A 14793-nucleotide genomic window follows, 5' to 3' on the forward strand; every position below is an offset into this window, starting at 1 on the left:
CCGGGCGAACCAGGCTGGCCAGGTACTGCTTGAGACGGCAAAGTGGGTGCGGACGACGTTCCCGGAGGACCGGGAACCAGTGTCACGAAACTACTATATCTAGTGCTGACTCGAAATGGATACACTGATTGTAGTAGTCGGATCCGTTGAAGACAAGCGGGAAATTTTGCGCTTGCCAGCAAATTACTATTGACTTTGTGGAAGCCCTTTTACTACGCGCAGTCCGGGGTTAGCGGGCACTAACAGCGGGCTGCAGTCGGCATATCGTTGCCAGTCAAAAAACGCGCCGGGGTCGGTCTTGCGGCCCGGCGCGACGTGTTCGTGCCCCTGGATATCGGTGATCGGATAGCGCGCCAGCAAGGCGCCGGTCAGGTCCGCCAGCGCCGCATACTGGGCCGCCTCGAACGGCGTGCGGTCATTGCCTTCGAGCTCGATACCGATCGAAAAATCGTTACATTTTACCCGCTCGCGGAAGACCGAGACGCCTGCATGCCAGGCGCGGGCGCCGGCCGGCGCATACTGCACCACGCGGCCGTCACGCCGGATGAAGAAATGGCTCGACACCCGCAGCCCGCGCAAGTCCGCCAGCGAAGGGTCGATATTATAGTCGAGGCGGCCGGTGAACAGGTCCGACACGTGCGGCCCACCCGCCCGCCCGCCCGGCAGACCGATGTTGTGGATGACGATCAGGGAGATGTCGTGCGGGTCGGGACGCTCGTCGATGAACGGACTGTCGTAGCGCGCAGCGGCCGGCCACCAGCCCCCGGCATCGATCGCCGCGATGGCGGCGTTGGCTGCCTTGGCGGCGCGTGCGGTCATGTTTCGGGTTCCTGGATGTTCAGTTTCTGCATCTGATAGCGCAGCTGGCGGAAGCTGATGCCCAGCAGTTGCGCGGCCTGGGTGCGGTTGAACTGGGTCTGCGTCAGCGCCCGCACAATGATATCGCGCTCGATGGCGATCAGGTAGTCGGGCAGGCTGGCCGGCAGGTCGCCGGGCGCTGCCGGCAGGGACGGCGGCGCCGACACGGCGGGCAGCGCCGCCCCGCTTTCGTCACCTTGTCCACCTTGTCCACCTTGTCCACCGTGCCCGCCCTTGAGCGCCAGGTCGGCCACCTCGATCACGCCGTCGTTGGCAAAGGCCAGCGCCCGCTCCAGGATGTTTTCCAGTTCGCGCACATTGCCGGGAAAGCGGTAGGCAGCCAGCGCTGCCAGCACGCCGGGCGCCAGCGCCGCCGGCTGGCCGGCGCCGGCCAGCCGCGCCAGGATGGCCGCGGCCAGCACCGGCAGGTCGTCCTGGCGTTCGCGCAGCGGCGGCACCGCCAGCTCGATCACGTTCAGGCGGTAGTACAGGTCCTGGCGAAACACGCCCTGCTCCACGCAGTGCGCCAGGTTCTTATGGGTGGCGCTGATCAGGCGCACATCGACCGGCTCTTCCGCCGTGGCGCCGATCTTGCGCACGCGCCGCTCCTGGATCGCGCGCAGCAGCTTGACCTGCATTGCCAGCGGCAGGTCGGCCACCTCGTCGAGCAGCAGGGTGCCGCCGTTGGCGGCCTGGAAAAAGCCGTCGCGGTCTTCGGCCGCGCCGGTGAATGCGCCCTTGCGGTAACCGAAAAATTCCGCTTCCATCAGCGCTTCGGGAATCGCGCCGCAATTGACCGCGATGAACGGCTGGCCCGCGCGCGGGCTGAGGGCGTGGATTTCGCGCGCGGCCAGTTCCTTGCCGCTGCCCGATTCGCCGTGGATGGCGATCGGCGCCATCGAGCGCGCCAGCCGGCCGATCTGTGCCCGCAGCGCCACCATCACGGCCGATCCGCCCTTGAGCCGGCCGTCGGTGCGGCCCGCGTCGGCAGCGCTGCCGTGCGGCGCGGGTGTCGCGTCGTGCACGCGCAGCGCCGAGCGCACCAGCAGGCGCAATTGGTCGAGGGCGACCGGCTTGGCGATGTAGTCAAAAGCGCCGGCCTTGAGCGCGACCACCGCGTTGTCGGCGCTGCCGTAGGCGGTGACCACGGCGATCGGCGTGTTCTTGTACACCGTGGCGACCTCGCGCACCAGTTCCAGCCCGAGGCCGTCGGGCAGGCGCATGTCGGTGAGGACCAGCTGGTAGCTTTGCCGCGCCAGCAGCGCGCGCGCCTCGGCAACGGTGGCCGCGCTGTCGACATCGAGCCCCATTTTTACCAGCGTCAGTTCCAGCAGTTCGCGCAGGTCGGCTTCATCGTCGACCACGAGTACCCGGGGAGACCTCACGCTCATGGACAGCCTTTCGTTTACTTTTGCGGTGGCGCGAAAGTGATGACAAAGCGACCGCCGGAACGGCGATCGGCTGCGGGGCTGTCGGAAGTACCATGACTATCGAAGCGGTATTCGTAATCGAGCCGCGCATCATTATTCAAACACATTTCGCGCGCCAGGTACAAGCCCAGCCCGGTCCCTTTGCTCGATGTCGTATAAAACGGTTCGAACAGGTGTGCGCGCACCTCGCCGCTGATGCCGGGACCGTCGTCCTGCACGTGCAGCTCCAGCCAGTTCGGCTGCCGCACCAGGTCCAGGCGGATCGACGCCGGCGCGCCGCTGGCGTAGCGCAGCGCATTGCCGACCAGGTTGGCGATCACCTCGCGCAGGTGCAGCGGGTTGAAATGCACGGTGGTGCCGGGCGCCACCGACACGGCGATCACGTCCGGCGGCACGCCCTCGGTGTCGATGAATTCCTCGCGCAGCTCGACCAGGAAGCTGTCGAGCGCCAGCGGCTCGTACTGGACGTGGGATTTGCGCGACAGTTGCAGGATGTCCTCGACGATGCGGTTGACCCGCTTGACGTTGTCGTCGACGATGCGCAGCAGGCGGCGCTGGCCGGGATCGTCGATATCTTCGGCCAGCAGCGCGCTGGCGTGGCCGATGGCCGACAGCGGATTGCGCACCTCGTGGGCGATGCTGGCGGTGAGCCGCCCCATCGAGGCCAGCTTGAGCTGCTGGGCGCGCTCCTCGATCTCGCTGACCTGCTGCAGGAAGATCACGCTGCGCGCCAGGCTGGCGCACGTTTCACCGGTGTCGTCGCCGGCCTGCGGCACCTGACCCAGGTCGACGGCGGCAAAGCGCGCCTTGAGGCGGATGCTGAAATACGGCTTGAGCGTGATGAAGGCGGTATCGAGCGCGGGGTCGGCGCGCCATTCGGCGTAGGCCAGCGCCAGCGGCGACTGCACGGCGGCCAGGTCGCCGTCGCGGTCACGGTGGTCATCGCCATCGCCATCGGCATGGTCGGCGGCCGACAGCCCGAGCATCTGCTGCGCGGCCGGGTTGCTGGCCAGGATATGGCCGCCCGCATCGACCACCAGCACGCCGTCGGCCACGTCGGCCATCACCAGCCGGTTGACTGCCTGCTGCACGCCGATCTCCACGCCGCGCCGGATCGCCAGCTCTTCCTGGCCGATCAGCCGCGCCGCCATGCGGTTCAGGCACAGCACGGCCGCAAAATACGCGGCGCCGTACAGGCCCGATTGCAGCAGGATGTGTTCGCCCTCCATCTCCAGCACCTGGATCACGCCCATGCCCAGCATGAACAGCGCCACCAGCGCCGTGCAAAACAGCGCCAGCACCAGCGGCGCCAGGATGGCGGCGCCGGCCAGCGGGAACAGGTAGAGGATGGCCAGTCCGCTGCGCAGGCCGCCGCCGTCGGCATACAGCAGCGAGATGATGGCCAGGTCGCAGGCGATCTGCACCAGCAGCTGGACCAGGAAGCGGCGCTGCCCGTACACGGCCGTCAGCGCAAACGCGATCGCCAGCGCCAGGTAGGTCAGGCAGGTCCACAGGTACAGGTGGTGGCCGGCGACGCGCAGGCCGCCGCCGTCAAAGCGCAGGTACAGCAGCAGCACCAGCGCGATGACGATGCGGGTGGCGTTGAGGGTTTGCAGCGAGCGCCAGAACGTGGCGCGTGCGGGAGTGGGGTCGCCTGGCGCAGCCGCTGCCGCTAGCAGACGCGCCATGGCGTCAGTTCGGTGGCAGGGCGGCGTGCGCCTTGCTGCAGTAGATGGCGCCGTCGAAGCGCACCGCCTCGCTGGCCGGGAAGAACACGCCGCAGTGCGCGCAGGCGAGCATGGTTTCGGCCTCGCTGGCCGCCTGGCCGCCGGCGCGCTGCCGGTGCGCTGACTGCTGGTGGGGTTGCTGCCGGGGTTGCTCCATCGCTTGCTGCATCTGCTGTCGCTGCTGCGCCGCGCGGAACTGCTGTTCGGCGCGCCGCTGCGCACCGCGAATCTTGCTGCGGATCGCGAACACGATCAGGCAGATCAAGGCCACCCAGAATATCAACCGGCTCATGCCCATCCCTTATGCAATACCACTTCAAACACGAAACGGCTGCCGACATAGGCCAGCAGCAAGGTGGCGAAACCGGCCAGGGTAAAACTGAGCGCCGTCTTGCCGCGCCAGCCGCGCAGGCGCCGCCCCGCCAGCAGCGCCGCGAACAGCACCCATGACAGAATGGCGAAGGCCGACTTGTGGTCCCACTTGAGGGCCTGGCCGAACAGCTCTTCGGAAAACACCAGGCCCGACACGACGGTCAGCGTGAGCAGGGTGAAGCCGATGCTGATCATGCGGAACAACAGCTTTTCCATGGTCAGCAGGGCCGGCAGCTGGTCGAGCGCGCCCGACAGAAAACTCTTGCGGTCGGTGGCGGCCGCGTGCAGCCGGGCTTCCTGCAGCGCCATCAGCACGGCATGGAAGGCGGCAATCGTGAGCACGCTGTAGGCCAGCGTGGCCACCGCAATATGCCAGCCGAACAGCGGGGTCTTGTCGCCGAGCGGGATCAGCGCGCCCGGATACACCGCCTGCAGCGCCACCGTGAGCGCGGCGGTCGGCATGACCAGGCGGCGCAGGCCGTCGAGGCCGAAATTGCGGTTTTCAATCCAGTAGGCGGCCACCGACACCCACAGCGCCGACGACAGCATGGCCGCGAAACCGAGCCGCAGCGAGCCCTCGGCCGCGACGTCGGTCCACAGTCCGACACCATGCACCAGCCAGGCCACGACCGTCACCGCCGACACCAGCGTGCCACGGCGCGCGGGCAAGGCGGCGCACAGGAGATACAGCGCGATGGCTGCGATGAACAAATAGGTCTGCATCCGGCCAGTTTACACCATCGCCCTTCTCCGCAGCGATCAATCGATGCCGGCGAGGCGCAGTTCGTCGTGGTGGTAGCGCTGTTGTTCTTCCATCAACAGCAGGCCCAGCTCGCGCTTGAGGGTGTTGAACGCGATCGCGGACGGGTCGCGCGGGCGCGCCAGGTCCACCGCCAGGTCGCACTTGACGGTGCCGGGACGGTACGTCATCACCACGATGCGGTCGGCCAGGTACAGCGCTTCCTCGATGCTGTGGGTGACGAACACGATGGTCTGGTTCAGCGTCCCCCACAGCCGCAGCAGCTCGTCCTGCAGGTTGCGGCGGGTGAGCGCATCGAGCGCGCCGAACGGCTCGTCCATCAGCAGGATCGGCGCATCGAGCGCCAGCACGCGGGCGATCGCCACCCGCTGGCGCATGCCGCCGGACAGCTCCTTCGGGTAGCGGTGCCTGAAATCGCTCAGCGACAGCATGGCCAGCAGCGCCTCGACGCGGGCCGCGACGGCCGCCGCCGGCAGCCGCTGCACGCGCAGGCCGAAGCCGATATTGTCGGCCACCGTCATCCACGGAAACAGCGCGTATTCCTGGAACACCATGCCGCGCCCGGGACCGGGGCCGGTCACCGGCTGGCCGCCGGCGGTGATGGTGCCGGTGGTGGGCGCCACGAAGCCGGCCACCGCGTTGAGGAGCGTCGATTTGCCGCAGCCCGACGGCCCCAGCAGGCAGACGAACTGGCCCTGTGGAATCACCAGGTCGATATCCTGCAAGGCCACCATGGCGTGCCCGGCCGTGTGAAACACCTGGCCGACGCCATCGATCACGATCTGGGGACGTAACACGGTCGGGGGTGACAGGTGCGGGTTCATGGCTGCTCCAGGCCGCGGTGCCAGCGCAGCAGATGGTTGTTCAGGCGGTTCACGGCCGCGTCGATCGCCAGCCCCAGCAGACCGATCGTGACCATGCCGGCGATGATCTTGTCCGACCAAAAATATTCGCGCGCTTCGAGAATGCGGAAACCCAGGCCGTTATTTACGGCAATCATCTCGGAGACGATCACCACGATGAAGGCGGTGCCGATGCCGATCCGCACGCCCGACAGGATGTACGGCACGGCAGCCGGCACGATCACGCGCAGGAACAGCGTGGCCCCGGAGGCGCCCAGGTTGCGCGCCGCCCGCAGATAGATGCCATCGACCAGGCGCACGCCGGCAACGGTATTCATCAGCACCGGGAAGAAGGCGCCAAGCGCGATCAGGAACACGGCCGGCGGGTTGCCGAGCCCGAACCACAGGATGGCCAGCGGAATATAGGCGATCGGCGGAATCGGCCGCAGCAGCTGCATCATCGGATTGAGCCAGCGGTAGACGCGGGCGTTGGCGCCCATGGCCAGGCCGAGCGGCAGCGCCAGGCCGGCGCCGATGGCAAAACCGGCCGCCACCCGGTACAAGCTGCCCAGCGCATCGCCGACCAGTTCGCCGGAGACGGCCCAGGCCAGCCAGGCGCCCTGGCTGGCGTCGTAGGGCTGCAGCGGCAGCAGGTAGTCGCACCACCGGTGGGCCACCGCCAGCGGCGCCGGCAGCACCTGCGGATTGACCCAGCCCAGCGCGACAACGCTCTGCCACAGCGCGACCACCAGTACCGGCACGATGGCGCCGGCCAGCGCGCCCCCGGTCCGCTGCCGGAAGGCGGCCAGGCCGGCCGACGTCACTGAACGCACGGCGCCCATCTATTTGACTCCCAGGGTTTTCTTGGCTGCCGCCAGCAGGTCGGTGCGCACCCACTCGTGGGCGCTGGGTGCCTGGCGCATGCGGCCGATGCCGGCCTTGAGCATGGTATCGGCCGTGACCTGGATGTGTTCGGGCGTGATGTCGTAGCTGTACGGCGAATTGCCGATGGCGGCAGCGAAATCGGCGCGGCTGAGCTGGCCCCTGAACACGACCTCGCGCACGTATTTTTCGGCCGTGGCCGGCTGCTCGATGAAGGTCCTGGTGGCCTGCACGAAGCAGCGCATGAATTTTTCCGCCAGCGGCCGCTGTTGCGTGTAAAACTTTTCGGTCATCACCATGGTGCGCACCGGTTCGCCGATCGGCGTGTCGTACGGTTTCAGGATTTCGCTGCCGTAACCCTGGTTCAGCGCCTGCGACGAGTGCGGCTCGGACTGCATCATGGCGTCGATATTGCGGCCCAGCAGCGCGTGGTTGAGGTCGGCGTAGGCAAGAAACACCAGCCGCACGTCCTTGCCCGGCTGATCCGATGCGGTCATGCCGTGCTTGTCCAGTTCGGCCAGCAGCAGCACGTCCTGGATGGCGCCGCGCGTGACGCCGACGCGCTTGCCTTTCAGGTCGCGCACGCTGCGCAGCTGCAGGTCGCTGCGCCCGACCAGCCGCGCCCCGCCCCGCGCAAAGCCGGCCACGACATAAATAGGCGCGCCGCCGGCGCGGCCGAGGATGGCAGCCTCGGACGCCGTGGTGCCCACGTCGAGCTCGCCGGCGATGATGGCCTGCATCACGTCCAGCCCCTTGGCAAATACGTGTTCCTCGACCTTGAAGCCGCATTGCGGCGCGATTTCCTTGATATACGAGACAGCGCCGAAATGGGCCAGCTTGATATTGCCGAGCCGGACCACCTGCTGCGCCGCCGCAGCATGGCAAAAGGTCACCAGGGCCAGCAAACAGCACAGTGAGCACAGTGATTTGCGGTTCATGCGCGCCTCCCGATAGTTGTCTATAGACAATATATATCGTGAGGCAACTTTCCAGCTTTGCGCGGGGTCAAGCAGGCAGCGGACCGCTCAGTCGCTCAGCCGCTCAGCGCGCTGCGCGGATACGGGCGATGCGCTCGGCCGTGGCCGGGTGGCTCGACAGGTAGGACGAGGTGGGGCCATCGCTGCCCTTGCCCAGCTTGACGAAGGCCTGGGCCAGGTGTTCGGGCGCGATGTCGTTATGGCGCAACATGGCAACCGCGTAATCGTCCGCCTCGGACTCGGCGTCGCGCGAGTATTTCATGTCCAGGGCCACCGTCGGCAGCGCCGCCAGCATGCTCGAGACATCGCCGAAGATCACCCAGGTGGCCGCTGCCACGGCCGAACTTTCTAGCAGCCGGCGCGTCAGGTGGCGCCGGTGCAGGTGGCCCAGCTCGTGCGCCAGCACGCCCATCACGGCCTGGTCGTCCTGCAGCAGGTTGACCAGTTCATCGGTCAGCACGATGTCGCCCGATGGCAGGGCCAGCGCATTGGGACCGATGCGGCTGCTGCGAAACACCAGCTGCCAGCCCGGTGCACCGGCCTCGGGCGCCACCAGCGCGGCGAACTGGCCGCGCAGCTGGGCCTGGCGCGCGCGCGGCAGCTTGCTCGGCGCCAGCACGCGCGCATCGAGCACCTCGAGCACGCCCTGCCCCAGCTGGCGCTCCACGCCGACCGGCAAGGCGTTTGCCACCGAGGTGGCCGCCGCCGGCAACAGGTAGACATACGCGCCCAGCACCACGGCCACCGTGACGGCCAGCGCCAGCAGCACGCCGCGCCAGCTTTGCTGCAGGCGCACCACGCCGGAATCGCGGTGGCCGCTGGCGGCCAGCAGCCGCTCGAAGGCGGCGCGGTCGTCGAGTTCGAGCCAGGCGCCATCGTCGAAGGTGACCTTGCGCGCGGCGTGGCGCGCCCGTTCGGACACGCGCAGGCTGGCCAGCGGCGCACGGCGTTCGACGTCGCCGGCCAGGTGCGCCACGCCGTCGGCGACGGCGAGGGTCACGCGGTGCAGGCGCGAGGTCTTGCCGTCGAAATAGCGGCCGGCCAGGCGCGCGATGTCCTGGTCGCTCACAGCGAGAAATCGAAGTCCATGAAGTCCGACACGCCCTCGCCGGCGGCGCCCACGTCGGCGCTGTTGGTGGCGACAAATGCGTCGAGGCTGCCGCCAGGGATCACGGTCAGCGATGCGATCCGGTAGCGCATCATGCGCACCTGCGCAAACGGCAGGAACAGGCCCAGCGTGCAGACGATGGCCAGCATATTGGTCACGATGATGAACAGCATGCGCCCGGTGTGCACGTCGGAGCGGAAGGTGTGCCGGTCGAGGCTGGCGCTATTCCACATCAGGTTCTGGATCAGCGCGATCAGCAGCGGTGTCAGCGACAGGATCAGCAGGTAGAACACCGCGACGGCGATGCCGGTCCAGAAACCGAAACTGGCGCTGCGTGCAGCGACCTCCGCCGGCGTAGGTGCCGCCATCATCGCTGAAGCTTGCATCGCCGACACAATACCGAAGCCCACCACGAACACGATGCCCAACAGCATGAAGGCAGCAAACAGCTTGTAAAAATCGCCGACGCTGGCGCGGGTGGCAAACCGCGCCTGGCCGAAGCGGCTCTGGTTGAATTGCCAGGCTTTCAGGCGCTGGTAGATATATGGCGTGGCCAGGCCCAGGGTGACGATATTGAGCAGCGGACGCAGCAGGCAGTTGATGTAGGCGTCGCGCAGCTGGCCGTCGAAGCGGAAGCGGATGCCGCGCCAGGCCGAGTTATGCAGCTGGAACTGCAGGCTGCGCCAGACGAACCACGGCACCACGGCCGCCATCACCACGAACATCGCCAGGGCCAGCAGCGGCGAAACCCTGCCCGCCAGCGCGTAGGCGCCCACCACTACGGCCGCCACGATGCGGCCCTTCAAGATGGCGAGCGGATTGCCGTGGTATTCGAAGCTGCTGCCGGCCAGCTCGGTGCTCGAATAAAAATACTGGTTGCGGCGCACCTTGGCCCAGGCCGAATAGATGCCGAGCGTGACGATGCTGAGCAGGATGTTGACGATCCAGATGCGGAAATACTCGCTGCCGCTGGCGTGGAAGGCCAGTTGCTGCGGCGGCGTGACCGTGGCAGCGGGGGCGACGGGGGCGAACGGATCCGACGGCTGGGCGAAATCGACCATTGCTGTAACTCATCAAGTTGTGAAAAACAGAACGATGCGCCGATGCCAATACCTTGTCAATAAGAAATTAGCAGCCACCGCCGGTCCGCCCCCCCTCGGGCCGTCGCCCGCCACACGTCCTGAGGTAAAATGACGGCCATTGTCCGTCCGGCGACGGCCTTGCGCCTTGCTGCCGGCCCTGCCCTAACACCGCTTCCACAGGTTCATCATGCTAGATAATCTTACCCAACGCCTTGCCAAGGTGGTCAAAACCATGCGCGGCGAGGCCCGTCTGACCGAGGCCAATACCGCCGAGATGTTGCGCGAAGTGCGCATGGCGCTGCTGGAAGCCGACGTCGCCTTGCCGGCGGTGCGCGAGTTCATCGCCCGCGTCAAGGAAAAAGCCCTGGGCGAGGAAGTCCTCTCCTCGCTGTCGCCAGGCCAGGCGCTGGTCGGCGTGGTGCAGCGCGAGCTGGCCAGCCTGATGGGCGCCGACCTCGGCCCCGAAGCGACCCAGATCAGCTTTGCCCAGCAACCGCCCGCCATCATCCTGATGGCCGGTCTGCAAGGCGTGGGCAAGACCACCACGGTCGGCAAGCTGGCCAAGTACCTGAAGGAAGAAAAGAAAAAGAAAGTGCTGACCGTCTCGGCCGACGTCTATCGTCCGGCCGCGATCGCCCAGCTGCAATCGGTCACCGGCCAGGTCGGCGCCGACTTCTTCCCGTCCACCGCGCAGGACAAGCCGGTCGATATCGCGCTGGCCGCGCTCGACTGGGCGAAAAAGCACTACCACGACGTGCTGATCATCGACACGGCCGGCCGCCTCGGTATCGACGAAGCGATGATGAAGGAGATCGCCGCCGTGCACGGCGCGGTCAAGCCGGTCGAGACCCTGTTCGTGGTCGACGCCATGCTCGGTCAGGATGCGATCAACACGGCCAAGGCCTTCAACGACGCCCTGCCGCTGACCGGCATCGTGCTGACCAAGCTCGACGGCGATTCGCGCGGCGGTGCGGCGCTGTCGGTGCGTCATATCACCGGCAAGCCGATCAAGTTTGCCGGCGTGTCGGAAAAGCTCGACGGCCTCGAAGCGTTCGATCCGACCCGCATGGCCAGCCGCGTGCTGGGCATGGGCGACATCCTGGCGCTGGTCGAGGAAGCGCGCAAGGGCGTCGACAGCAAGGCCGCTGCCGACCTGGCCAACAAGATGAAGAGCGGCGCCAAGTTCGACATGAACGACTTCAAGGCGCAGCTGGGCCAGATGAAAAAGATGGGCGGCATGGCCAGCCTGGTCGACAAGCTGCCGGCGCAGTTCCAGCAGGCGGCCGGCAACGCCAACATGGACCAGGCCGACAAGCAGGTGCGGCGCATGGTCGGCATCATCGATTCGATGACGCCGCAGGAACGCGCCAAGCCGGAGCTGATCAAGGCCACCCGCAAGCGCCGCATCGCCGCAGGCGCCGGCGTCCAGGTGCAGGAAGTAAACCGCATGCTCAACCAGTTCGAGCAGATGCAGACCATGATGAAAAAGCTGTCCGGCGGCGGCATGGCAAAGATGATGCGGTCGATGAAAGGCATGCTGCCAGGCATGCGCTAAATCTGCAGGAAACCGCGCCAATACAGGGAAAACGGCCAGTGCGCGCCCCGTCGGGGTGCACTGGCGCGCATAGCCACGCAATTACGTGGTGTTTCCAGGCTAAAACGCGAAAAACACTTGCATATGACCTAAATCCCCACCAATATTAGCCGGTGCGATCAATTGCGCAATTTTCCATGTGTTCGTTAAGGAGGCTCGAATATGGCACTAGCCAAAAAAACCCCAGCAGCACCGGCCAAGAAGGCCGCAGCCGCAACCGACAAGCCGGCTGCTGCCAAAAAAGCAGCACCAGCAAAGGCTGCCGCCGCTAAACCCGCAGCCAAGCCTGCAGCAGCAAAAAAAGCCGCCGCTCCTGCCGCACCGCGCAAGCCGAATGCCGCCTTCATGAAAGCGCTGACCCCGTCGGCATCGTTGGCCGCCGTGGTCGGCGAAGCACCGCTGCCACGCACCGAAGTGACCAAAAAAGTCTGGGATTACATCAAGAAGCTGGACCTGCAAGATCCGGCCAACCGCCGCATGATCAATGCCGACGACAAGCTCAAAGCTGTGTTCGGTGGCAAAGCCCAAGTCTCGATGTTCGAAATGACCAAGCTCATTTCCGACCACCTGAAATAACGCGCCGCGGCCCGGCGCCGCGTGCCCAGGAAAAAGCCCTCGCCGCGCACGCGCCGGGGGCTTTACTTTTGGTGCGCAGCGCTTGCCGCGATGCTGCTATTTCCAGTGATTCCACGCCCTGAGCACCGCATTCGGATAGTCGGGCTTGCCGCGGCTGCCGTTGTAGCGGCCCAGCGCCAGGTAGAGGTTGCCGCCTTCCATGTCGAGGTACATGCGCAGGATGGCGCAGCCGTAGCGCAGATTGGTCTGCATGTTGAACAGCGCGCTGCGGTTGCGGTCGCCGATCACGTTGGTCCAGAACGGCATGACCTGCATGTAGCCGCGGGCGCCGGCCAGCGAGACCGCGTACTTGCGGTAGGCCGACTCCACCTGGATCAGGCCCAGCACCAGGCCCGGATCGAGCCCGGCGCGGCGCGCTTCGTACCAGGCAGTGGCGAGAAACTCGTTGCGGGTCTGGTCGTCGGGCAGCTTGCGCTGCAACCGCGCCGACATGGTGGCCAGCCACAGCGCATAGCGCTGGCGGTCGGTCTCGTTGCGAAACGTCGGACTGGGCGGGGCCGGATCCTTGATGGCAGTGGCCAGGGCCACGCGCACGGCGTCGGCCAGCGCTTCCTCCTTCTGGTTGCCGGCAAGCGCAGCGCCGGGCAGCGCCAGCGACGCCGTCAGCAACGCGGCCAGCGCCGCAGCCCGCCCGCCGCTGCCACCCCGGCGCGGTGCTGCGGCGAGGCACCGCGATGGCGGCACCCTGCTGGGCAACCATGCAGGCAACCCGCCGGGCAGGCCTGACGGACGGGCAGCTGACTGGCCACCTGTCAAACGGCGCGCCACAGCGTGCAGGGTACGGTTCACTGCGCCAGTTTGCCTTGCACGAAGTGCAGGATCTCGGCCGCCGGCACGGCAGTGGCCTCGGCATCGCGGCGGCCCTGGTACTCGAGGTTGCCTTCCTTGAGGCCACGGTCGCCGATCACGACCCGGTGCGGCACGCCGATCAGTTCCCAGTCCGCGAACATCTGGCCCGGACGCAGGCCACGGTCGTCGACGATCACGTCGATGCCGGCCGCGACGGCTTCTGCGTACAGCTGCTCGGTCGCCTGCTTGACCGCGTCGCTGCGGTCCATGCCCATCGGGCACAGCACCAGCTCGAACGGCGCCAGCGACGCCGGCCAGATGATGCCCTTGTCGTCGAAATTCTGCTCGATCGCGGCGCCGAGGATGCGGGTGATGCCGATGCCATAGCACCCCATCTGCAGCGGCGCCGGTTTGCCGTTTTCGTCGAGGAAGGTGGCTTTCATCGCTGCCGAGTACGCGGTGCCGAGCTGGAACACGTGACCGACTTCGATGCCGCGCTCGATGGTCAGCACGCCCTTGCCGTCCGGCGAGGCGTCGCCCTCGACCACGTTGCGCAGGTCGGCGACGATGGCCGGTTCAGCCACGTCGCGGCCCCAGTTGGCGCCCGTGTAGTGGTAACCGGCCTCGTTGGCGCCGCAGATGAAGTCGGCCATATTGGCCACCGTGCGGTCGGCCACCACGGTGACCGGTGCGCGCGTGCCGATCGGGCCCAGGTAGCCCGGTACGCAGCCATAGACCTCGGCGATTTCTTCTTCGGTCGAGAAACGGTGCGCGGCCAGGCCGGCCACCTTGGCCACCTTGATCTCGTTGAGTTCGTGGTCGCCGCGCAGCAGCAGCATGAAATACTGTTTCGCGGTTTTGCCGTCCTGTTCGGTTTCCACGGTCAGCGCCAGGGTTTTGACGGTCTGCGACAGCGGCAGGCCGAGCTGGGCGGCCACCAGTTCGCACTTGGTGGCGTCCGGCGTGGCGACCTTGGTCAGCGCCTGGGCGGCAGCAGCGCGCTCGGCCGTGACCGGCAGCGCTTCGGCCGCTTCCATGTTGGCGGCGTAGTCGGAGGTCGGGCAATACACGAGCGCGTCTTCGCCGGTGTGGGCGATCACGTGGAATTCGTGCGAGCCGGTGCCGCCGATCGCGCCGTTATCGGCCGCTACCGCACGGAACTTCAAACCGAAGCGGTTGAAAATGCGGACATAGGCGTCATACATGATCTGGTACGAAGCCTGCATGCCGGCCACATCGCGGTCGAACGAGTACGCATCTTTCATGGTGAACTCGCGGCCGCGCATCAGGCCGAAGCGCGGGCGGCGCTCGTCGCGGAACTTGGTCTGGATGTGGTAAAAATTCAACGGTAACTGGCGGTAGGATTTGATCTCCGAACGCACGACATCGGTGATCACTTCTTCGGCCGTGGGCTGGAACGCGAATTCGCGGCCGTGGCGGTCCTTGATGCGCAGCAGTTCGGCCCCCATCTTGTCCCAGCGGCCCGTTTCCTGCCACAGCTCGGCCGGCTGAATCAGCGGCATCAGCAGTTCGACGGCGGCGGAACGGTTCATTTCTTCCCGCACGATCGCTTCGACCTTGCGGATCACGCGCAGGCCGACCGGCATGTAGGTGTAGATGCCCGAACCGAGACGCTTGATCATGCCTGCACGCATCATTAACTGGTGGGAGACGATCTCTGCATCGGCTGGTGCTTCTTTAAGCGTGGAAATAAAAAAACGTGAGGCGCGCATACG

General features: G+C 66.5%; 14 protein-coding genes. 2 read left to right on the plus strand and 12 right to left on the minus strand.

Translation table 11 applies throughout. The features are described from left to right. Positions 1 to 186 precede the first annotated feature (186 nt). From ampD to ASF61_RS01500, 10 genes are all read right to left on the minus strand, one after another. Positions 187 to 819 (minus strand): 1,6-anhydro-N-acetylmuramyl-L-alanine amidase AmpD, encoded by a 633-nt coding sequence (ampD, locus tag ASF61_RS01455; RefSeq protein ID WP_056150419.1) that lies wholly within the window; start codon positions 817 to 819, stop codon positions 187 to 189. Next, on the minus strand, positions 816 to 2249 hold the full coding sequence (locus ASF61_RS01460; protein WP_082491150.1) for a sigma-54 dependent transcriptional regulator: 1434 nt from the start codon (positions 2247 to 2249) through the stop codon (positions 816 to 818). The genes ampD and ASF61_RS01460 overlap by 4 nt, the downstream gene beginning before the upstream one ends. A gap of 14 nt (positions 2250 to 2263) precedes the next feature. Then, complete coding sequence (locus ASF61_RS01465; RefSeq protein WP_056150421.1) at positions 2264 to 3976, minus strand: PAS domain-containing sensor histidine kinase; 1713 nt, start codon at positions 3974 to 3976, stop codon at positions 2264 to 2266. A 4-nt stretch (positions 3977 to 3980) separates the two neighbouring features. Further along, a complete protein-coding gene (locus ASF61_RS01470; protein ID WP_056151194.1) occupies positions 3981 to 4307 on the minus strand; it encodes a PP0621 family protein in 327 nt (108 codons plus the stop codon). Next, positions 4304 to 5110: an inner membrane protein YpjD gene (locus ASF61_RS01475; protein WP_056150423.1), complete on the minus strand. Its 807-nt coding sequence runs from the start codon at positions 5108 to 5110 to the stop codon at positions 4304 to 4306. Before ASF61_RS01475 ends, ASF61_RS01470 begins: the two co-directional genes overlap by 4 nt. Before the next feature lie 36 nt (positions 5111 to 5146). Beyond that, on the minus strand, positions 5147 to 5971 hold the full coding sequence (locus tag ASF61_RS01480; RefSeq protein ID WP_056150425.1) for an ABC transporter ATP-binding protein: 825 nt from the start codon (positions 5969 to 5971) through the stop codon (positions 5147 to 5149). After that, positions 5968 to 6831 (minus strand): ABC transporter permease, encoded by an 864-nt coding sequence (locus ASF61_RS01485; RefSeq protein ID WP_056150427.1) that lies wholly within the window; start codon positions 6829 to 6831, stop codon positions 5968 to 5970. Before ASF61_RS01485 ends, ASF61_RS01480 begins: the two co-directional genes overlap by 4 nt. Further along, a complete protein-coding gene (locus ASF61_RS01490) occupies positions 6832 to 7809 on the minus strand; it encodes an ABC transporter substrate-binding protein (RefSeq protein ID WP_056150429.1) in 978 nt (325 codons plus the stop codon). It abuts the gene before it with no gap. A 103-nt stretch (positions 7810 to 7912) separates the two neighbouring features. After that, positions 7913 to 8917 (minus strand): M48 family metallopeptidase, encoded by a 1005-nt coding sequence (locus tag ASF61_RS01495; protein WP_200919780.1) that lies wholly within the window; start codon positions 8915 to 8917, stop codon positions 7913 to 7915. Beyond that, positions 8914 to 10017 (minus strand): YjgN family protein, encoded by a 1104-nt coding sequence (locus tag ASF61_RS01500; protein WP_056150431.1) that lies wholly within the window; start codon positions 10015 to 10017, stop codon positions 8914 to 8916. The genes ASF61_RS01495 and ASF61_RS01500 overlap by 4 nt, the downstream gene beginning before the upstream one ends. 208 nt (positions 10018 to 10225) lie before the next feature. On the opposite strand from ASF61_RS01500, the gene ffh reads away from it, so the two are divergent. Further along, positions 10226 to 11593 carry a signal recognition particle protein gene (ffh, locus tag ASF61_RS01505; protein ID WP_056150433.1) on the plus strand — a complete coding sequence of 456 codons (1368 nt, stop codon included), beginning with the start codon at positions 10226 to 10228 and terminating at the stop codon, positions 11591 to 11593. 201 nt (positions 11594 to 11794) lie between these two features. Then, positions 11795 to 12208, plus strand: coding sequence for an SWIB/MDM2 domain-containing protein (locus ASF61_RS01510; protein WP_056150435.1), 414 nt, complete (start codon positions 11795 to 11797; stop codon positions 12206 to 12208). Between the two features lie 96 nt (positions 12209 to 12304). Here ASF61_RS01510 and ASF61_RS01515 read toward each other — a convergent pair whose 3' ends face one another. Together ASF61_RS01515 and ASF61_RS01520 are read right to left on the minus strand one after the other, a co-directional pair. Next, complete coding sequence (locus tag ASF61_RS01515; RefSeq protein WP_056150437.1) at positions 12305 to 12877, minus strand: lytic transglycosylase domain-containing protein; 573 nt, start codon at positions 12875 to 12877, stop codon at positions 12305 to 12307. 176 nt (positions 12878 to 13053) lie between these two features. Next, positions 13054 to 14790: a proline--tRNA ligase gene (locus ASF61_RS01520; RefSeq protein ID WP_056150439.1), complete on the minus strand. Its 1737-nt coding sequence runs from the start codon at positions 14788 to 14790 to the stop codon at positions 13054 to 13056. Between the last annotated feature and the right edge of the window lie 3 nt (positions 14791 to 14793).

Origin of the sequence: Duganella sp. Leaf126, from assembly GCF_001423125.1 — a bacterium.
Taxonomy (GTDB): domain Bacteria; phylum Pseudomonadota; class Gammaproteobacteria; order Burkholderiales; family Burkholderiaceae_D; genus Rugamonas.